This window comes from Pseudomonas sp. DCB_AW (assembly GCF_026240895.1).
GTDB lineage: Bacteria > Pseudomonadota > Gammaproteobacteria > Pseudomonadales > Pseudomonadaceae > Aquipseudomonas > Aquipseudomonas kermanshahensis.
The window spans coordinates 1-19,630 of the sequence record NZ_JAPFCE010000002.1; the positions used below are offsets into that span (position 1 = coordinate 1).

Annotated in this window: 15 protein-coding genes and 1 pseudogene; 13 read left to right on the forward strand and 3 right to left on the reverse strand. The window is 62.9% G+C overall.

The window, feature by feature from the left end:
• The 11 genes and pseudogenes from OO306_RS01920 to OO306_RS01970 form a co-directional block, all read left to right on the forward strand.
• Nucleotides 1-210, forward strand: a pseudogene (locus tag OO306_RS01920) (hypothetical protein); the annotation flags it as partial.
• Nucleotides 211-436: 226 nt separating this feature from the next.
• Nucleotides 437-1,393 carry an AraC family transcriptional regulator gene (locus tag OO306_RS01925; RefSeq protein WP_265967506.1) on the forward strand — a complete coding sequence of 319 codons (957 nt, stop codon included), beginning with the start codon at nt 437-439 and terminating at the stop codon, nt 1,391-1,393.
• 101 nt (nt 1,394-1,494) lie between these two features.
• Nucleotides 1,495-2,853: a benzoate 1,2-dioxygenase large subunit gene (benA, locus tag OO306_RS01930; RefSeq protein ID WP_027595428.1), complete on the forward strand. Its 1,359-nt coding sequence runs from the start codon at nt 1,495-1,497 to the stop codon at nt 2,851-2,853.
• Complete coding sequence (gene benB / locus OO306_RS01935; protein ID WP_027595427.1) at nt 2,850-3,335, forward strand: benzoate 1,2-dioxygenase small subunit; 486 nt, start codon at nt 2,850-2,852, stop codon at nt 3,333-3,335. The genes benA and benB overlap by 4 nt, the downstream gene beginning before the upstream one ends.
• Before the next feature lie 70 nt (nt 3,336-3,405).
• On the forward strand, nt 3,406-4,416 hold the full coding sequence (benC, locus tag OO306_RS01940) for a benzoate 1,2-dioxygenase electron transfer component BenC (protein WP_027595426.1): 1,011 nt from the start codon (nt 3,406-3,408) through the stop codon (nt 4,414-4,416).
• Nucleotides 4,417-4,549: 133 nt separating this feature from the next.
• Entirely contained in the window at nt 4,550-5,311 is a 762-nt protein-coding gene (locus tag OO306_RS01945; RefSeq protein ID WP_027595425.1) for a 1,6-dihydroxycyclohexa-2,4-diene-1-carboxylate dehydrogenase, read from the forward strand.
• A gap of 56 nt (nt 5,312-5,367) precedes the next feature.
• Nucleotides 5,368-6,696, forward strand: a complete 1,329-nt coding sequence (locus OO306_RS01950; RefSeq protein ID WP_099454061.1) for an aromatic acid/H+ symport family MFS transporter — start codon at nt 5,368-5,370, stop codon at nt 6,694-6,696.
• Nucleotides 6,696-7,895: a benzoate/H(+) symporter BenE family transporter gene (locus tag OO306_RS01955; RefSeq protein WP_265967507.1), complete on the forward strand. Its 1,200-nt coding sequence runs from the start codon at nt 6,696-6,698 to the stop codon at nt 7,893-7,895. The genes OO306_RS01950 and OO306_RS01955 overlap by 1 nt, the downstream gene beginning before the upstream one ends.
• 54 nt (nt 7,896-7,949) lie before the next feature.
• Nucleotides 7,950-9,200, forward strand: coding sequence for an OprD family porin (locus tag OO306_RS01960; protein ID WP_265967508.1), 1,251 nt, complete (start codon nt 7,950-7,952; stop codon nt 9,198-9,200).
• Between the two features lie 95 nt (nt 9,201-9,295).
• Nucleotides 9,296-10,375 carry a metal-dependent hydrolase gene (locus OO306_RS01965; protein ID WP_265967509.1) on the forward strand — a complete coding sequence of 360 codons (1,080 nt, stop codon included), beginning with the start codon at nt 9,296-9,298 and terminating at the stop codon, nt 10,373-10,375.
• Nucleotides 10,376-10,579: 204 nt separating this feature from the next.
• Entirely contained in the window at nt 10,580-10,792 is a 213-nt protein-coding gene (locus OO306_RS01970) for a cold-shock protein (RefSeq protein WP_027595420.1), read from the forward strand.
• A 213-nt stretch (nt 10,793-11,005) separates the two neighbouring features.
• Here the strand turns inward: OO306_RS01970 and OO306_RS01975 are convergent, their stop codons facing one another.
• Nucleotides 11,006-12,016, reverse strand: a complete 1,011-nt coding sequence (locus tag OO306_RS01975; RefSeq protein ID WP_099429406.1) for an aldo/keto reductase — start codon at nt 12,014-12,016, stop codon at nt 11,006-11,008.
• 276 nt (nt 12,017-12,292) lie between these two features.
• Between OO306_RS01975 and OO306_RS01980 the strand changes: the two genes are divergently transcribed.
• A complete protein-coding gene (locus OO306_RS01980; RefSeq protein ID WP_265967510.1) occupies nt 12,293-14,473 on the forward strand; it encodes a PQQ-dependent dehydrogenase, methanol/ethanol family in 2,181 nt (726 codons plus the stop codon).
• A gap of 7 nt (nt 14,474-14,480) precedes the next feature.
• On the forward strand, nt 14,481-15,914 hold the full coding sequence (gene aldA, locus OO306_RS01985) for an aldehyde dehydrogenase (RefSeq protein ID WP_265967511.1): 1,434 nt from the start codon (nt 14,481-14,483) through the stop codon (nt 15,912-15,914).
• A gap of 115 nt (nt 15,915-16,029) precedes the next feature.
• Here aldA and OO306_RS01990 read toward each other — a convergent pair whose 3' ends face one another.
• Nucleotides 16,030-17,943 carry a sigma-54-dependent Fis family transcriptional regulator gene (locus OO306_RS01990; RefSeq protein ID WP_265967512.1) on the reverse strand — a complete coding sequence of 638 codons (1,914 nt, stop codon included), beginning with the start codon at nt 17,941-17,943 and terminating at the stop codon, nt 16,030-16,032.
• 65 nt (nt 17,944-18,008) lie between these two features.
• The gene (locus OO306_RS01995) at nt 18,009-19,529 is read right to left on the reverse strand and encodes an FAD-dependent oxidoreductase (protein WP_265967513.1); all 1,521 of its coding nucleotides are present in this window, start codon (nt 19,527-19,529) and stop codon (nt 18,009-18,011) included.
• Nucleotides 19,530-19,630 lie beyond the last annotated feature (101 nt).

Here is a 19,630-nt window from a genome sequence, read left to right on the forward strand (position 1 = left end):
GTCATTCATATCCTGCGTCGTTGCTACAAGATCGTCTACCGTCAGGGCCTGACCGTCGAAGATGCGATCAAGGCGCTGGACGAACTGGCAGCCCAGCACCCTGAGGTCGATCTGTTCCGTCAGTCGACCTCAAAGCCTGCGTTCTACCTGTGGGAGCGGGCTTGCCCGCGAAGAGGCCAGTACCGCGAAACAGATAATTGTGTTCGATAAACGAACGGTTAGTATCAAAGACTTGTCCGCTGTCCGCCCAACCATTCCAATGGTCGCATTGCCCAACCCCCGCCTTTTTGCTTAGTGTGTGCCTATTCACCGGCTGTCGCCTGCCTCTGTACCCAGCGACTAGCCCGATAGAATAACCGTGATCGACCGCAACCACCGGCCCCAAGGCCCGTAGGAAGCGGCGCCCAGAACAATAACGAAACCGAGTGCCTTGCCTATGGAAAGCCGCCTGCTGAGCGAGCGCAGTAGCGTGTTTCACCACGCCGACCCTTATGCTGTGTCCGATTATGTGAACCAGCACGTGGGCCAGCACTGCATCGGTTTGTCGCGCACCACCCACCCCCAGGCCAGCCTCAGCCACCGCAAGTTCGCCGAGCTCGACCTGTGCCGCATCAGCTACGGCGGCAGCGTGCGCGTCACCTCGCCCGCGCTGGAAACTATCTACCACTTGCAAGTGTTGCTCAACGGCAACTGCCTGTGGCGCGGGCCCCAGCGTGAGCATCACTTGGTGCCGGGCGAGTTGTTGCTGATCAACCCAGACGACCCGGTTGACCTGACCTACTCGGAAGACTGCGAGAAATTTATCCTCAAGGTGCCGACCCGGCTGCTCGATTCGATCTGCGAAGAACAACGCTGGCATCGCCCGGATGGCGGCGTGCGGTTCCTGCGTAACCACTACCGGCTGGAAGAGTTGGACGGTTTCGTAAACCTGCTGGCGATGGTGTGCCATGAAGCCGAAGTGAATGAGTCGTTGCCGCGGGTGCAGGGGCATTACAGCCAGATTGTGGCCAGCAAACTGCTGACCTTGATGAGCACTAACATTCGGCGCGAAAGCCTGAATGCACCGGCGGCTAGCCTTGAGCGGATTCTGGATTACATCGAGCGCAACCTGAAACTTGAGCTTTCAGCTGAAGTGCTGGCAGAGCAGGCCTGCATGAGCGTGCGGTCGTTGTATGCCTTGTTTGATCGGCATTTGGGTACCACGCCTAAGCAGTATGTGCGGCAACGCAAGCTGGCGCGGGTTCATGCCTGCCTGAGCGATACCCGTTGTACCGTGAAAAACGTTACCGAGCTTGCCATGGACTACGGCTTCCTGCATCTGGGGCGTTTTTCGGAGATCTACCGGCAACAGTTCGGGGAACTGCCCTCTGCCACACTGCGCAACCGGCGTTGATTTGCACAAATCGGATACCACTCTGCACGAATAGGATATTGCCGCCCCCCCTCGATCCCTAACCTGACATGGTCTGAACAATAACAATGGAGACCCTGGCCATGTCCCTGGGATTCGACTACCTCAATGCCATGCTCGAAGACGACCGTGAACAGGGCATCTACCGCTGCAAGCGCGAGATGTTCACCGACCCACGCCTGTTCGACCTGGAGATGAAGCACATCTTCGAGGGCAACTGGATCTACCTGGCGCACGAAAGCCAGATCCCCGAGAAAAACGACTTCCTCACCCTGACCATGGGGCGCCAGCCGATCTTTATCGCGCGCAACAAGGACGGGGTACTCAATGCCTTCCTCAATGCCTGCAGCCACCGCGGCGCCATGCTGTGCCGGCACAAGCGCGGTAACCGTGCCAGCTACACCTGCCCATTCCATGGCTGGACCTTCAACAACAGCGGCAAACTGCTCAAGGTCAAAGACCCGAGCAACGCCGGCTACCCCGACAGTTTCAACTGCGACGGCTCCCACGACCTGACCAAGGTCGCGCGCTTCGAGTCGTACCGGGGCTTTCTGTTCGGCAGTTTGAATGCCGATGTGAAACCGCTGGTAGAGCACCTGGGCGAGTCGGCCAAGATCATCGACATGATCGTCGACCAGTCGCCCGAAGGCCTGGAAGTGCTGCGTGGCGCCAGTTCGTATATCTACGAAGGCAACTGGAAGCTCACCGCCGAGAACGGCGCCGACGGCTACCACGTAAGCTCCGTGCACTGGAACTACGCCGCCACCCAGAACCAGCGCAAACAGCGCGAGGCGGGTGACGAGATCAAGACCATGAGCGCAGGCGCTTGGGCCAAGCAGGGCGGGGGCTTCTATTCCTTCGACCATGGCCACCTGCTGCTGTGGACCCGTTGGGCCAACCCAGAAGACCGCCCGGCCTACGAGCGACGTGACCAGCTGGCCGCCGATTACGGCCAGGCACGCGCCGACTGGATGATCGAGAACTCGCGCAACCTCTGCCTGTACCCCAACGTGTACTTGATGGACCAATTCAGTTCGCAGATCCGTATTGCCCGGCCGATTTCGGTGAACAAGACCGAAATCACCATCTACTGCATCGCGCCCAAAGGCGAGAGCGCTGACGCCCGTGCCAAGCGCATCCGCCAGTACGAGGACTTCTTCAACGTCAGCGGCATGGCCACCCCGGACGACCTTGAAGAGTTCCGCTCGTGCCAGACAGGCTACGGCGGCGGCACCGGCTGGAATGACATGTCCCGCGGCGCTGCCCACTGGGTCGAGGGCGCTGACGAGGCGGCCCAGGAAATCGAGCTCAAGCCGCTGTTGTCAGGCGTGCGCACGGAGGACGAAGGCCTGTTCGTGCTGCAACACAAGTACTGGCAGGACACCATGATCCAGGCGCTCAAGGATGAGCAGCAACTGATCCCCGTGGAGGCCGTGCAATGAGCCTCTACGAAACCGTGCGCGACTTCCTCTACCGCGAAGCGCGCTACCTGGACGACGCCGAATGGGACCAGTGGCTGGAGCTGTACGCAGCCGATGCCAGCTTCTGGATGCCGTCCTGGGACGATGACGACCGCCTCACCGAAGACCCACAAAGCGAAATCTCGCTGATCTGGTACGGCAACCGAGGTGGCCTCGAGGACCGGGTGTTCCGCATCAAGACCGAGCGCTCCAGCGCGACCGTGCCGGACACCCGTACCTCGCACAACATCAGCAACATCGAGATCGTCGAGCAGGGCGAGGGTTACTGCCAGGTGCGCTTCAACTGGCACACCCTGAGCTTTCGCTACAAGACCACCGACAGCTACTTCGGCAGCAGCTTCTACACCCTCGATTTGCGCGGCGAGCAGCCGTTGATCAAGGCCAAGAAGGTGGTCCTGAAGAACGACTACGTGCGTCAGGTCATCGACATCTACCACATCTGAACCGAGGTAACGCGAGCCGCCCGGTGTGCCGCATGGCGCGCCGCGGGCAGGCTCGCCCGCGAGGTGCAACATGAGCTTCCAGATCGCACTGAATTTCGAGGACGGGGTAACCCGCTTCATCGAGGCCACTGGCCATGAGACCGTGGCTGACGCCGCCTACCGCCAGGGCATCAACATCCCGCTGGACTGCCGCGACGGCGCCTGCGGCACCTGCAAGTGCAAGGCCGAGTCCGGGCGCTACGACTTGGGCGACAACTTCATCGAAGACGCCCTGAGCGAGGACGAAATCGCCGAAGGCTATGTGCTGACCTGCCAGATGCGGGCAGAATCCGACTGTGTGGTGCGCATCCCGGCCTCTTCGCACGTGTGCAAGACCGAACAGGCCAGTTTCGAAGCCGCCATCAGCGACGTGCGCCAGTTGTCGGCGAGCACCATTGCCCTGTCGATCAAGGGCGAGGCGCTGAGCCGGCTGGCATTCCTGCCAGGGCAATACGTCAACCTCAAGGTGCCCGGCAGCGAGCAGAGCCGCGCTTACTCGTTCAGCTCTCTGCAAAAGGACGGCGAGGTCAGCTTCCTGATCCGCAACGTGCCGGGCGGCTTGATGAGCAGCTTCCTCACCAACCTGGCCAAGGCCGGCGACAGCATGAGCCTGGCAGGGCCGCTGGGCAGCTTCTACTTGCGGCCGATCCAGCGCCCACTGCTGTTGCTGGCAGGTGGCACCGGGCTGGCACCGTTCACCGCGATGCTGGAGAAGATCGCCGAGCAGGGCAGCGAATACCCGGTGCACCTGATCTACGGGGTCACCAACGACTTCGACCTGGTCGAGCTGGACCGCCTGCAGGCCTTGGCGGCGCGCATTGCAAACTTCACCTTCAGCGCCTGCGTGGCCAACCCAGACAGCCAGTACCCGCAGAAAGGCTATGTCACCCAGCACATCGAACCGCGCCACCTCAATGACGGCGATGTGGACGTGTACCTGTGCGGGCCACCGCCGATGGTCGAGGCAGTCAGCCAGTACGTTCGCGAGCAGGGTATTACGCCGGCGAACTTCTACTACGAGAAGTTCGCCGCCGCGGCCTGAGTTTCCTTGGGGCCGCCCTTGTGGGAGCGGGCTTGCCCCGCGAACACGGGCGAAGCCCGTGCCATCCACCGTGGGGTCTGCTAGCGGGGCAAGCCCGCTCCCACAGCGTCCGCGTCAGCATGGAGAAATACTGATGAACACAAGATTTCAAGGCAAAGTCGCCCTGGTCACCGGCGCCGCTCAAGGCATTGGCCGCGGCGTGTGCTGGCGGCTCAAGGCCGAAGGCGCGCAGGTGGTGGCGGTGGACCGCTCCGAGTTGGTCCACGAATTGGCCGGGGAGGGCATGCTGACCCTCACCGCCGACCTCGAACTGCACAGCGATTGTGCCCGCGTCATGGCCGCTGCGGTCGAAGCGTTCGGCCGCCTCGACATCCTGGTCAACAATGTCGGCGGCACCATTTGGGCCAAACCTTTTGAACACTACGAAGTGGAACAGATCGAGGCCGAAGTGCGCCGCTCGTTGTTCCCCACCTTGTGGTGTTGCCATGCCGCGTTGCCGTACATGCTCGAACGTGGGGCAGGGGCCATTGTCAACGTCTCGTCCATCGCCACCCGTGGCGTCAACCGCGTGCCCTACGGCGCGGCCAAAGGTGGCGTCAACGCGCTCACCGCCTGCCTGGCTTTCGAAACCGCCGGGCGCGGTATCCGTGTCAATGCCACTGCCCCTGGCGGCACCGAGGCACCGCCACGGCGCGTGCCGCGCAACGCCGCCGAGCAGAGCGCGCAGGAAAAGGCCTGGTACCAGCAAATCGTCGACCAGACCCTCGACAGCAGCTTGATGCACCGCTACGGCAGCATCGACGAGCAGGTCGGCGCCATCCTCTTCCTGGCCTCCGACGAAGCCTCCTACATCACCGGCGTAACGCTGCCGGTAGGGGGCGGCGACCTCGGCTGAGCCAGCCCCCCCGGCAACCGTTTTCCTCCACAACAAAAACAACAGAGACAGATGCCATGCGAACCCTTGACGTGCACCCGATCATCGATAATGCGCGCTTTACCGCGTTCCACTGGATGGTCATGGCCTGGTGCGGCCTGCTGCTGATCTTCGACGGCTATGACTTGTTCATTTACGGCGTGGTACTGCCGGTAATCATGAAAGAGTGGGGCCTGACGCCCCTGCAGGCCGGCGCCCTGGGCAGTTATGCGCTGTTCGGCATGATGTTCGGCGCCCTGGTATTCGGCAGCCTGGCCGACCGCATCGGGCGCAAGAAGGGGATCGCCATCTGCTTCGCCTTGTTCTCCACGGCGACCATCCTCAACGGCTTTGCCACCAGCCCCAGCGAGTTCGGCATCTACCGCTTCATCGCCGGCCTCGGGTGTGGCGGCTTGATGCCTAACGCCGTGGCATTGATGAACGAATACGCCCCCAAACGCCTGCGCAGCACGCTGGTGGCGATCATGTTCAGTGGTTATTCGCTGGGCGGCATGCTGTCGGCAGGCGTCGGTATTTTCATGCTGCCGCGTTTCGGCTGGGAGTCGATGTTCTTCGCTGCGGCGGTACCGCTGCTGCTGTTGCCGGTGATTCTCTATTACCTGCCAGAATCCATTGGCTTCCTGGTACGTAAAGGGCGCACCGAAGAAGCCCGCAAGCTGCTCAAACAGCTTGACCCCGAGTGCGACATCCAGCCTGGTGACGTGCTTCAGGCAACCGACCGCAAGGGGGCTGGCAGCTCGGTCGTCGAGCTGTTTCGCAACGGCCTGGCCGTGCGCACCCTGGCCCTGTGGCTGGCGTTCTTCTGCTGCCTGCTGATGGTGTACGCGCTCAGTTCATGGTTGCCGAAGCTGATGGCCAACGCGGGTTACAGCCTGGGTTCGAGCCTGTCGTTCCTGTTGGCGCTGAACTTCGGTGGCATGGCCGGGGCGATTTTGGGGGGCTGGTTGGGCGACCGCTACAACCTGGTCAAGGTCAAGGTCGGTTTCTTCATTGCAGCCGCGCTGTCGATCAGCCTGTTGGGGGTGAACAGCCCGATGCCGGTGCTGTACCTGCTGATCTTCATCGCCGGCGCCACCACCATCGGCACGCAGATCCTGTTGTATGCCGGCGCGGCACAGATGTATGGCCTGGCGGTGCGCTCCACCGGCCTGGGCTGGGCTTCGGGCATTGGCCGCAATGGCGCCATTGTCGGCCCGCTGCTGGGTGGCGCGCTGATGGGCATCAACCTGCCGTTGCAATTGAATTTCATCGCGTTCGCCATCCCTGGCGCGATTGCCGCGCTGGCCATGGCCGTGCACCTGGTCAGTGGCAAGCGCCATGGCCTGGCCACGGCGGCGCAAGCGTAATGAAAACCCTGATCAAGGACAGCTCGCTGTCCGCCATCGTCGCCGGCTGCCTGGCGACGATGATCTCCTACGCCGGCCCATTGGTGATCATCTTTCACGCTGCCGAGGCCGCGCAGTTGTCCCATGGCCAGCTGTCTTCCTGGGTCTGGGCCGTTTCCATGGGCAGCGGAGTGCTCGGCGCTGTACTCAGCCTGCGCTACCGAGTGCCGGTCGTGATCGCCTGGTCGATTCCAGGCTCGGCGCTGTTGGTCACGGCCCTGCCTGAACTCGGCTTGGAGCAGGCCGTGGGGGCGTACCTGGTGGCCAACCTGGTCCTGCTGCTGATTGGCATCAGCGGGGCCTTCGACCGCATCATCGCGCGCCTGCCGGGCTCCATTGCCGCCGGCATGCAAGCCGGCATCTTGTTCAGTTTCGGCATCGAGGTGTTCCGCGCCTTGCCGGTACAGCCGCTGCTGGTGGTGGCCATGTTCATCACCTATGTGCTGATGCGCAGGCTTCAGCCGCGCTATGCGGTGGCCGCCGTACTGTGCGTGGGCGCCGTCGTGACCGTGGCCAGCGGGGCGTTTCGCAGCGAGGCGTTGGTGCTGCAACTGGCCTCGCCGCAATGGATTGCCCCGCAATTCAGCTTGGCGGCGGTGTTCAGCCTGGCGTTGCCCATGGTGCTGGTGGCCCTCACCGGGCAATTCATGCCGGGGATGGCCGTGCTGCGCAACGCCGGTTACGCCACACCGGCCAGCCCGTTGATCAGTGCCAGCGCCATCGGTGGCGCCGTGCTCGCGCCTTTTGGTTGCCACGGCCTGAACCTGGCGGCCGTCACCGCCAGCCTGTGCACAGGCCATGAGACCCATGAAAACCCGCGCCGGCGCTATGTCGCGGCCGTCGCCGGCAGTGTGCTGTACCTGCTGCTTGGGGTTGCTGGGGCCACGTTGATGTCGCTGTTCGCGGCATTTCCCGCGGCACTGATCGCGGCCCTTGCCGGGCTGGCCCTGTACGGGGCAATCAGCGAAGCCCTGGCACGCAGCCTCGCCGAGCCTGCTGAGCGTGATGCCGGGCTGTTCACTTTTTTGGTCACCGCTTCGGGGGTGTCCTTCCTTGGCCTGTCGGCGGCGTTCTGGGGGCTGCTGTTCGGCCTGCTGGCCCACGCGCTGCTTGTTCTGCGGCGGCCTCAAGCGCGGGAGGTAATGCGCCGCACCCCATGATGCCTGTGTTCCCAGCGCTTTATTCCATAAAAACAAGATCAAGAGAGCTTCGGAATGAACCACACCCCTTGCGTCGCTATTGGCCTGACATTGCTCAGCCCACCGCTGCTGGCTGCTGAAGGCGGCTTCTTCGAGGATTCGAAGGCCAGCCTCAGTGCCCGCAATTACTATTTCAGCCGCGACTTCTCCGACATTGTCGGCGCCAATCAACAGTCCAAGGCCGAGGAGTGGGCCCAGGGCTTCATACTTGACTTCAAATCGGGGTACACGCCTGGCACGGTGGGGTTCGGGGTGGATGCACTCGGCCTGCTGGGCATCAAACTCGACAGCAGCCCCGACCGGGTCAATACCGGCCTGTTGCCGGTGCATGGCGATGGCCGCGCCGCAGACGAATACAGCCGCCTGGCGCCGACGTTCAAGGCCAGGCTGTCGAAAACCGAGCTGCGGGTGGGCGAACTGCAGCCCAACCTGCCAGTGCTGACGTTCAGTGATATCCGCCTGCTGCCGCCGACTTACCAAGGTGCCAGCCTGTTGTCGACCGAGCTGCAGGGGCTGACCTTGCAAGCCGGGCACCTGACCTCAACGCACCTGCGCAACGAGGGCGGCGACGGCAAGATGAATGCCATGCTCGGCCATTTGCCAATGCGTCAGGCTGAAGGTGATGCGTTCAACTATGTGGGGGGCGACTACGCGTTCAATGCGAACCAAAGCAGTGTCAGCCTGTGGTACGGGCAGTTGGAAGATATCTACGAGCAAGGCTTTGTCGGCCTTAAACACAGCAAACCTGTCGGCGACTGGGTGCTGAGCGCCAACCTTGGCTATTTCACCGCCCGCGAGGACGGCGACGCCCTGCTGGGCAGTATCGATAACCAGGCATTCTTCTCGCTGTTCACCGCCCGCCATGGCGGGCACAGCTTCCATGCAGGGTATCAGGGCATTTATGGCGACAGCCCGTTCCCGCGGGTATTTGCCAACATCTCCCCCTTGGGCAACGAGGTGCCAACCTACGAGTTCGCCTACACCGACGAGCGTTCCTATCAGGTGCGCTACGACTACAACTTTGCCGCCATGGGCGTGCCGGGGCTGACGGCAACGGTGCGGTACATCACCGGCAACAATGTCGATACCGGGCAGGGCTACGAGGGCCGTGACCGGGAGCGCGACCTGGATATCGGCTATGCGGTGCAGAGTGGGGTGTTGAAAGGCCTGGGCATTCGCGTGAGAAATGCCATGGCACGGTCCAACTACCGCAGTGATATCGACGAGAATCGCTTGACCCTGGTGTACACCTGGCAGTTGTTGTGAAAACCCAGCTGCCATCTTTTGTCACTGAGCCGCATTTGCACCCAGAGGGTAGAGGGGGTTAGCTTTCACGCGTCATCCTCTCAGGAAATCCCGCCTTGGACTCATTGACCCAAGCCGTACTCGGCGCCGCCCTACAGGGCACTGTGCTCGGTCGCATCCAGGGCCGCCGAGCGCTGCTGTACGGCGCAGCGCTGGCCACACTGCCCGACCTGGACGTGGTCATCCGCTACGCCGACCCGGTGTCGCAGATGACCTACCACCGGGGGTTCTCCCACTCCCTTTTCGTCCTGACCGGGCTGGCGCTGCTGCTGGCCTGGTGCGTCAACCGGTGCTGGCCAGGCAAAGGCTATACCGTGCCGCGCCTGTTCCTGGCGTTCTGGCTGGTGCTGGTCACGCACCCGGTGCTGGACGCCTTTACCGTGTATGGCACGCAACTGTTCTGGCCGTTGGCGCTGACCCCGCAAAGCTGGGCTGCGGTGTTCATCATCGACCCTGTCTACACCGTGCCGCTGCTGGCGGCAGTGATCTACACCCTCGCCAAGGGCGTGACGGGCACTGCCCTGCGGCTGCTGACCCTGGCACTGGTTTTCAGTACGGCCTACCTCGGCTTTGGCCTGGCTGGGCGCATGCAGGCGGAGCAACGCTTTCAGGCCGCGTTGGACCAGCAGGGCATCACGGTCAGCGACGTACGTGCCGTGCCGATTGCCTTCAACAGCCTGATCTGGCGCGTGCTGGCCAAGACGCCGGACGGCGACTACTACGAAGGTGTCAGCAGTGGGTTCGACCAGCAACCGCCAGAAATGCAGCGCCTGCCACGCAACCTTGAGCTGGCCGCTGCGCTTGCTGGTGCGCCTTTGCATCAGCGCCTGCGCTGGTTCACTGATGACTGGTTGCGCTATGACGAAATCGACGGGGCGCTGGTGGTGACCGACCTGCGCATGGGCATCCCCGGCAACTACACCTTCCGCTTCAACATGGCCCACCGTGACAGCCAGGGGCACTGGATTGCCGACACGCCCACGGCGTGGCGAGGGGCAGGGGTGGCATCGATGTTCAACGGGCATGACCTGGGCTTGATCTGGCGGCGTATCGTCGATCAGCAACCCCCATTGCCACTGGCTGAGTGGACTTCGCGCTACCTGGGGCCGGCTGCAGTACCGCCCAGGGGCGATTAAACGAAGATTCTGTTTACCGCCGCAGCCCCCATTTTGCGGGGGAAATCGGGTACAGGGCACAGCTATTTTGCGGCTTGGTGGAATTCTTAGTAGCTTATCGTCGCCAAAGCGCTCAATATGCCACTGCAGGGGCTGGTTGTTTGATAAGGCCCTCGTTGTAATTTCACGTAAAACGCATCAAATAAGCCATCGAGGGCTCAGAGCATGTCCAACAGACAAACCGGTACAGTTAAATGGTTCAACGATGAAAAAGGGTTCGGCTTCATTACCCCAGCGGGTGGTGGCGACGACCTCTTCGTTCATTTCAAAGCCATTGAATCGGACGGCTTCAAGTCGCTGAAAGAAGGCCAGACTGTTAGCTTTGTTGCCGAAAAAGGGCAAAAAGGCATGCAGGCCGCCCAAGTGCGACCTGAGTAAGACACGCACCCGCCGGCTCGGCGTTCGAACAGGTGCTTGCAACCTTGCGGGTTGACCTGGGTGCTTGATCGAACGGCGTGAAGCCTGGCAATTGTGTGGCGTGTAAAGAAAAGCTCCGTATCGAAAGATAGGGAGCTTTTTTTGTATCTGCCGCAGCGCGGTAGAGCCGCCAAGCGGCTTTGCGGCCCCTTGGCTTCAATCAAACGGCTGCCATCAATTGCGCGCCAGTCGCCCACTCACGTAGTGCGCCACGTCATTGAAGCCTGGCGTCGAGGCATGGCCCGGCGTTACCAGCGAATCGATGAACGCTTCATCCTCCGCCGTGATCTTCACGTCCAGTGCGCCGGCATAGGTGTCCCATTGTGCTTCGGTGCGCGGCCCGACAATGGCCGAACTCACCAATTGGTTATTAAGTACCCAGGCAATCGCGAACTCGACGATGCCCACGCCCTTGGCTTCGACATACGCCTGGATCTGGCGGGCGATGGCCAATGATTCCTGGCGCCATTCCACTTCCATGATCCGCTTGTCCTGGCGCCCGGCACGGCTGCTGGCATCTGGCACCGAGCCGGGTGCGTACTTGCCGCTGAGCACACCGCGGGCCAAGGGGCTGAACGGCACCACGCCCAGGCCATGGTAAGCCGCAGCGGTCAGCTGTTCGGGCTCTGCCTGGCGGTTGACGATGTTGTACAGAGGCTGGCTCACCACCGGTTTGGCCACGCCCAGTCGCTCGGCCAGGTGGCACAGCTCGGCAATGCGCCAGCCGCGGAAGTTGGACACGCCCCAATAGCGGATCTTGCCTTGGCGCAGCAGGTCGCCGATGGCTTGCACGGTTTCTTCCAGCGGTACCTTGTGGTCTTCGCGGTGCAGGTAGTAAACGTCGAGGTAGTCCAGGTCCATGCGCGTGAGCGTCGCGTCGATGGCATTGAAGATGTGCTTGCGCGAAAGCCCGCTGCGGTTGGGCAGGCCGTCGGTCGGGCCAAAGCCGACCTTGGACGCCACTATCCAGTCCTGGCGATGGCGCGCCACGGCTTCACCGACGATTTCTTCCGAACGCCCGCTGTTGTAGACATCGGCGGTGTCGATGAAGTTGATGCCCTGGTCCCAGGCTTTTTCGATGATCCGCAGTGAGTCCTCGGTGCTGGTCTGCTCGCCGAACATCATGCTGCCCAGGGTAAGGGCGGAAACCTGCAGGCCACTCTGGCCAAGGGGACGGTAGATCATGCGGTTGAGTCCTTTGCAGTGGGCTTGTCTGCCTGTTTTACACACAACCGCACGCCATTGAAAGCCCGCCACAGTGGCTGACACACCTGTGCCATGCCTGCATCAGCTGTGCCATGGCTGCTGCATGTGCAGGCCTCAGCCATTGCCCGGCCGTTTGGCTAGCAACCGCTCTGTAATGCCTGTTTCGAAGGTGCCGGGTGATGCTGGCACAGCCGTTGCTCTGTCTGTTATCGACGCCTGATGCGGTGTCGCCATAACAAGAACGGAGAACCGACCATGAACCGAACAGGCCCGCACCGCCGGCCCCTTCCGTACGCCTTGGGCTGCCTGGCCCTTGCCTTGGCGTGCTGCGCAACCGCTTTTGCTGCAGAAGTGGATGGCAAGCGGATCATCCAGGCCGACCAGGAACCTGGCAACTGGATGAGCCACGGCCGTACCTACGATGAACAACGCTTCAGCCCGCTCAAGGCCATCAACCAGGACAATGTCAATCAATTGGGCCTGGCTTGGAGCTATAAGCTCGACCTGGACCGGGGTGTAGAAGCCACGCCTATCGTGGTCGATGGGGTGATGTACACCACGGGGCCGTTTTCCGTGGTGTATGCCTTGGATGCCCGCAACGGCAAGCTGCTGTGGAAATACGACCCGCAGTCAGACCGCAATCGCGCCGGTGAGGCGTGCTGTGATGCGGTAAACCGCGGCGTGGCCGTGTGGCAGGGCAAGGTCTACGTCGGCGTGCTGGACGGGCGCCTGGAGGCGATCGATGCCAAGACCGGCCAGCGCGTGTGGTCGGTGGACACCCGCGACGACCATAAGCGCAGCTACACCATCACCGGTGCGCCGCGGGTGGTCAACGGCAAGGTCATCATTGGCAACGGTGGGGCAGAATTTGGTGTGCGCGGCTATGTGACGGCCTATGACGCCGAAACCGGCAAGCAGGCCTGGCGCTTCTTCACCGTGCCGGGTGACCCCAAGCTGCCGCCTGAAGACAAGGCCATGGAGATTGCCAGCAAGACCTGGCACGGCGATGCCTTCGTCGAGTGGGGCGGCGGCGGCACGGCCTGGGATTCGTTCGCCTACGACCCTGAGCTGAACCTGTTGTACATCGGCGTTGGCAACGGCTCGATGTGGGACCCTAAATGGCGCAGCCAGGCCAAAGGCGACAACCTGTTCCTGTCGTCGATTGTCGCCGTCAATGCCGATACGGGCGAATACGCCTGGCACTACCAGACCACCCCCGGTGATGCCTGGGACTTCACCGCCACCCAGCACATGATCCTCGCCGAGCTGCCGATCAACGGCAAACAACGCAAGGTGCTGATGCAGGCGCCCAAGAATGGCTTCTTCTATGTGCTCGACCGGGCCACCGGCGAGTTGCTGTCCGCGAAGAATATCGTGCCGGTGAACTGGGCCAAGGGCATCGACATGAAAACCGGGCGGCCGATTCTCGACGACGAGGCAGCGGCCTACTGGAAGGACGGCAAGCGCAAGCTGGTGACGCCGGCATTCTGGGGCGCGCATGACTGGCACCCAATGTCGTACAACCCCAATACCGGCCTGGTGTACATCCCGGCGCATATCATGTCGGCCTATTACGAGCACATCCCCGAGGCGCCCAAGCGCAACCCGTTCAAAAGCGTGTACCAGCTGGGGTTACGCACCGGCATGATGCCCGAGGGTGCCGATGGCCTGCTGGAGATGGCCAAGACCTGGTCCGGCAAGCTGATCGCCTGGGACCCGGTCAAACAGGCGCCGGCCTGGGAGGTGCCCTACATCACCATCTTCAACGGCGGCACCCTGAGCACCGCCGGCAACCTGGTGTTCGAGGGCAGCGCCGATGGCCGTGTGATCGCCTATGCCGCTGACACCGGCAAGAAGCTGTGGGAATCGCCCGCCGCCAGTGGCGTGATGGCAGCGCCGATCACCTATTCGGTCGATGGCGAGCAGTACGTCACCTTCATGGCCGGCTGGGGCGGGGCCTTCTCGACGTTTGCCGGGGCGTTGTCGTTGCGTGCCGGGGTACAGCCGTTCTCGCAAGTGCTGACCTACAAGATTGGCGGTACCGCCAAATTGCGTGAGCCAGCGCCGCCCGCCAATGCGCCCGAACCCCCACCCTTGACCGCCGACGCCAAGACTGTCGCCGCCGGTGCGGCCCTGTACGACGGCAACTGCTCACAGTGCCACGGCATCCATGCCGTCAGCGGCGGTGTACTGCCAGACCTGCGCAAACTCAGTGCTGATAAACACCAGATGTTCCTCGGCATCCTCTATGGCGGCCGCGTGCGGGATGGCATGCCTTCGTTTGCCGACAACCTCAAGCCCGAGCAAGTCGAGCAGGTGCACCAGTACCTCATCAAGCGTGCCCATGACCTGAAAAGCGAAGGCAACGCCTGGCAGCAATTCAGCGCCAAGCCGGCTGCCCAGCCGTCACTGGCCGACAACCCGTCACAGGAGTGAGATGACCATGACTGAAGCGATCTACCAGAACTACATCGACAACGCCTTCGTACCCAGCGAGGGGCTGATCGAGGTGTACAACCCGGCCAACGCGCAGTTACTGGCGCGTGTGCCGGAGTCGCCGGTCGATCAGGTGGAGCGGGCCATTGCTGCGGCACGCAACGCGCAAAAAGGCTGGGCAGCGAAACCTGCCATCGAACGCGCCGGCTACCTGCGTCAGATCGCCGCCAAGGTGCGTGCCAATGCCGACCGCTTAGCGCGCATCATCACCCAGGAAGGCGGCAAGGTGCCGGGGCTGGCGCAGGTCGAGGTGAACTTCACCGCCGACTACCTCGACTACATGGCGGAATGGGCGCGGCGCCTGGAAGGCGAGGTGTTGACCAGCGACCGTGCCAACGAGCACATTTTCCTGATGCGCAAGCCGCTGGGTGTGGTGGCTGGGATACTGCCCTGGAACTTCCCGTTCTTCCTCATCGCCCGCAAGATGGCGCCGGCGCTGCTCACGGGCAATACCATCGTGATCAAGCCCAGTGAAGAAACGCCCATCAACTGCTATGAGTTCGCCAAGCTGGTGGCCGAGACCGACCTGCCAGCGGGGGTGTTCAACGTGGTCGGTGGCAAGGGGGCCAGCGTCGGCCATGGGCTGTCGAGCCATGCCGGTATCGACCTGGTCAGCTTTACCGGCAGCGTCGCCACGGGGGCCCGGATCATGGCGGCGGCAGCGCCGAACATCACCAAGCTCAACCTTGAACTGGGCGGCAAGGCCCCGGCGATCGTGCTGGCGGACGCTGACCTGGACTTGGCGACGAAAGCCATTGTTGCCTCGCGGGTGATCAATACTGGCCAAGTGTGCAACTGCGCCGAGCGGGTGTATGTGGCGCGCAAGGTAGCCGACGCCTTCGTCGACAAGGTGGCCCAGGCCATGGCCGCGACCCGTTACGGCGACCCGTCGCGCCAGGCAGACCTGGACATGGGGCCACTGATCAACCAGGCCGGGCTCGACAAGGTAGCGCAGATGGTGCGCACGGCGGTCGGGCAGGGCGCCCAGTTGGTGACCGGCGGGCAGGTAGCGGACCTGGGGGCCGGGTTCCATTACCAGCCGACCGTGCTCGCGGGCTGCGCCGCCGACATGGAGATCATGCGCAAGGAAATTTTTGGGCCGGTGCTGCCGATTCAGGTGGTCGATGACCTGGACGAGGCGATTGCCTTGGCCAATGACAGCGAGTACGGGCTGACGTCTTCGCTGTACACCCGCGACCTGAACGCGGCGTTGAAGGCTAGCCGCGAGATCGATTTTGGCGAGACCTACATCAACCGCGAAAACTTCGAGGCCATGCAGGGCTTCCATGCCGGGGCGCGCAAGTCCGGGATCGGCGGGGCGGATGGCAAACACGGGTTGTATGAGTACACGCGTACGCAGGTGGTGTACATCCAGGGATAAGGGTTGGCTTTTCTGGCCTCTTCGCGGGCAAGCCCGCTCCTACAGGTGAGCCCACAGGCTTGAAAACTGTGGTGTACCTGTGGGAGTGGGCTTGCCCGCGAAGAGGCCGGTACAGTCACCCCAACTGGTTCGGCTGAACGATCCCGTACCGCTTCATTTTCCGATACAACGTCGACCGCGAAATCCCCGCAGCCTCTGCCGCCAGGCTCATGTTCCAGCGCTCTCGCTTCAAAACCTCCAGCAAGTGCCGCGCCTCGGCATCTTCGACCTGCTGTTCCAGCACTTTTGGCCTGGCAGGCACTGCACGGTTCAGTAGCTCCTCCGGCAAATCTGCCAGCTCAATGACCCCACCTTCCGCCAGCGCTACCGCCTGGCGCAACGTATTGAGCAACTGCCGCACGTTCCCCGGCCAGGCATACCCCAGCAAGCAACGCCGGGCCTCATCGCTCAAACGCAAACCAGCCCCTCCCGGCAACCCCGCCAACAACCGCTCGATCAATTCACGTCGGTCACTGCGCTCACGCAATGCCGGCAACGTCATACGCATGCCGCATAGCCGGTAGTAAAGGTCTTCGCGAAAGCCTTTATCGCCGATCATGGCTTGCAGGTCCTGGTGCGTCGCCGAAATCACCTGAATATCCAGCGTCACCGGCGCATCTGCGCCCAGTGGTACCAGTTCGCGTTCGGCAAGCACCCGCAGCAGGCGCGTTTGCAGGTGCGTTGGCATGTCGCCGATCTCATCCAGGAACAACGTGCCGCCATTGGCCTGCTCCAGTTTGCCTTTCATGCCCTTGCGATTGGCACCTGTAAAGCTGCCAGCGCGGTAGCCGAACAGTTCGCTTTCGATCAGCGACTCGGGTATCGCTGCACAGTTGAGCGCGACGAAGGGTTTGGCGTGGCGCTGGCTAGCCTGGTGCAAGGCACGGGCGAAGGCCTCCTTGCCAGTACCGGTTTCGCCGTTCAGCAAAATGGCGATGTCCTTGTCGAGCACCTTGCGCAGGCGTTTCACCCCCTGTTGCAACTGTGCATCCTCGCCTGCCAATTGCTCAAGCGTGGGGTACGCCGCACGCGCCGGCAGGGGCCGCGACGGCGTGGATTGGCGGTAGCCGGCCGGTATACGCAGGCCGACGTCCAGCAGATGCGCTTGCACATGCCCGTGCAATTGAGTGCCACGGGCTCCGCCGCGCGTAAGGTCGAGCAACTGGTCAATGTTGGCGGGCAGCAGCTGCTCGATCGCCACGCCCAACAGCGTGCCGGCATGCGCCAGGAAGGCCGCCCGATTGGCGCCGATCACCCGGCCGCCTTCGTCCAGGGCCAGCAGTTGCTCGGCGGCAAGGTCGGAGAAATCATCACGCGGCTTGATGGCCAAGGTCAGGCAGTCGCGGTAGCGCTGGCGGAAATGGCTGTTCTCGATCAGCCGGGCGTACAGCGTCACCAACTGCAAGGTCAGGTGCTGGGCCTGCTTGGGGCCGTCGTTATAGAGGCAGGTCGCGTTGAGGCAGCCGAGCAGTTGGTTGTGGGCATCGAAGATCGGCGCCACCGAGCAACTGAGCCGGGCATTGGTTGCCAGGAAGTGTTCCTGACGGTGGATGGTCAGCGCTTGCTGCGAGGCCAGTGCAGTGCCAATGCCGTTGGTACCGGCGATCGACTCGTCCCAGCGCGCGCCGACGATCAACCCGGAGCGGGTGTAACGCTGGTGGTCGGCTGGCAGGCGGGCATCAAGGGTGATGCCGTCGGCGTCGCTGAGCAGCACGGCAAAACCGGCGTCCACCACACGCCTTGCCAGGCCACTGACGCCTTGGCTGGCGATGCTCAGGTAGGCCTCGTGTTGGGCCTGGTGCTGGCGGATTTCGGCAGCGCTGAGGATGTTGTCGACGTGGCGCAGCTCGGGGTCCAGGCGGTGCTGGGTGATGCTGCGGTACCAGGATTCGGCAATCACCGGTTCTGGCGTCAGGCCGCGCTCGGCGAAGTGGCAGTCGACGAAGGCGGCCAGTTCACTGGCGCGGGGTGAAGGGGTGTGCGCGGCCATGGGCGCTCCACGAAATGCTTGTTATTAGAGGTGGGGAAACCATAGCTGATTTTTTCCAGGAAAAGTCAGCCAATCAGCTTCAGCGCCTCGTCCAGCCGCAACGGCCGCTTCATCCGCTGCGACAGGTGCGCCATGGCATCCGAATAGCCCTTGGCGATGACGGCCTCGACCTGCTCATCCACGCATTGCAGCGCGACGAAGTCGCCTTGCTCTGGCTGGCCGACGTACTCAATGCGGTTCCAGTCCCGTGCATGCCCCAGGACTTCATAGGTGCGCCCATGCTGGTAGGTCCAGAAGAACGGCACATCTTCGTAGCGGCGCTGCTCGCCGAGCATGTTGGCCGCAGCGATCACGCCGTGTTGCTGGGCCAGGCGCCAGTGTTCGATGCGCACGGGCCGGCCAGCCAGGGGGAAGGTGGCGATATCGCCGGCGGCCCACAGCCCGGGTGCCGCACGCATTTCGGCATTGACCGGCAGCGATTTATCGTCGGCCAGCGCCACCCCTTGCACATAGGCCGTGGCAGGTTTGACCCCGGTGCCCAGCAATACCAATGGCGTCTGCAGCCGTTCACCATCGGCCAGCAACACGGCTTCCACCTTACCCTGGCCTTCGAAACGTTCGACTTCGGTGGGGCCGTGAAAGACCACGCCTTTGCGTTCGTGCAGTTCGCGAATGCTGCGCCCGATACGTTCACCCAATTGTTTGGCCAACGGCACCTCATGGCGGGTGACCAGGTGCACCTGCAGGCCGTACTTGCGCAGTGCAGCGGCGGCCTCCAGGCCGATGAAGCCGTCGCCGACGATCACCACCGGCTGCCCGGGTTCTGCGGCGTCGAGCAACAGCGCGGCGTCCTCACGTGAGCGCAGGGTGAATACACCCGGCAGATCTGCCCCGGGGAGCGCTGGACGTTGCGCTTTACCGCCCGTTGCCAGTAGGCAAGCGTCATAGTCGATGTGCTGCCCGTCGGCAAGGATGATCTGGCGTTTCTCGCTGTTGAGTGCGCGGACCTTGCCGTGCTGACGGATCAGGTGGCCTTTGCGCAAGTCATCCGCTTCGAGCAAGGCAGGGACCTCATCAGGTGGCATTTGCCCAGCAATGACGAATTTACTGAGCGCGGTCCGGTCGTAGGCCGGCTGGTGTTCCTGGTCGAGCCAGACCAGGCGGCCGGCGAAACCGTGCCGCAGCAAGGTAGCGACGGCGGCACTGCCGGCGGCGCCGGCACCGACTACCACGAAACAACGGGCATCGCTGTGCCGCGGGGGCTCGGCCTTGGCCAGGGGGTGGTCATCCACCCACACCTCATCACCTTTGACCCACGCACGGTAGCGGCGCAGGTCGGCCAGTGCCGGCGGTTCGCACACCGCACCTTCGTCCACGGCAAACGCCGCCTTGTGCCATGGGCAGACCAGCAGCCCCGAGCAGATCACGCCCTCTTCGAGCGGGGCGCCAGCGTGCGGGCAGTTGGCCTGGTAAGCATGCACCAGGTCGCCCTGGCGGATCAGGATGAGTTCTTCACTGCCGGCCTGCACACGCAGGGGGCGGTTGGGATCGAGCTGATCGAGGCGGGCCACGGCGTGCTGGGTCATGGGGGTTCTCCAAAGGTGCCTTTGGAACCATTTGACGCCTGTGGTGATGAGTTGCTGACCCGAGCCGACGATCGGGGGCATTGCCCTGTAGGGGCAGCCTT

Bases quoted from the DNA above. Each gene is read 5' to 3' on its own strand.
- OO306_RS01960 (WP_265967508.1), top strand. From the start codon at position 7,950: ATGAACCACACCCCTTGCGTCGCTATTGGCCTGACATTGCTCAGCCCA.
- OO306_RS01955 (WP_265967507.1), top strand. From the start codon at position 6,696: ATGAAAACCCTGATCAAGGACAGCTCGCTGTCCGCCATCGTCGCCGGC.
- benC (WP_027595426.1), top strand. From the start codon at position 3,406: ATGAGCTTCCAGATCGCACTGAATTTCGAGGACGGGGTAACCCGCTTC.
- aldA (WP_265967511.1), top strand. From the start codon at position 14,481: ATGACTGAAGCGATCTACCAGAACTACATCGACAACGCCTTCGTACCC.
- OO306_RS01990 (WP_265967512.1), bottom strand. From the start codon at position 17,943: ATGGCCGCGCACACCCCTTCACCCCGCGCCAGTGAACTGGCCGCCTTC.
- benA (WP_027595428.1), top strand. From the start codon at position 1,495: ATGTCCCTGGGATTCGACTACCTCAATGCCATGCTCGAAGACGACCGT.
- OO306_RS01980 (WP_265967510.1), top strand. From the start codon at position 12,293: ATGAACCGAACAGGCCCGCACCGCCGGCCCCTTCCGTACGCCTTGGGC.
- OO306_RS01950 (WP_099454061.1), top strand. From the start codon at position 5,368: ATGCGAACCCTTGACGTGCACCCGATCATCGATAATGCGCGCTTTACC.
- OO306_RS01925 (WP_265967506.1), top strand. From the start codon at position 437: ATGGAAAGCCGCCTGCTGAGCGAGCGCAGTAGCGTGTTTCACCACGCC.
- benB (WP_027595427.1), top strand. From the start codon at position 2,850: ATGAGCCTCTACGAAACCGTGCGCGACTTCCTCTACCGCGAAGCGCGC.
- OO306_RS01970 (WP_027595420.1), top strand. From the start codon at position 10,580: ATGTCCAACAGACAAACCGGTACAGTTAAATGGTTCAACGATGAAAAA.
- OO306_RS01945 (WP_027595425.1), top strand. From the start codon at position 4,550: ATGAACACAAGATTTCAAGGCAAAGTCGCCCTGGTCACCGGCGCCGCT.
- OO306_RS01995 (WP_265967513.1), bottom strand. From the start codon at position 19,529: ATGACCCAGCACGCCGTGGCCCGCCTCGATCAGCTCGATCCCAACCGC.
- OO306_RS01975 (WP_099429406.1), bottom strand. From the start codon at position 12,016: ATGATCTACCGTCCCCTTGGCCAGAGTGGCCTGCAGGTTTCCGCCCTT.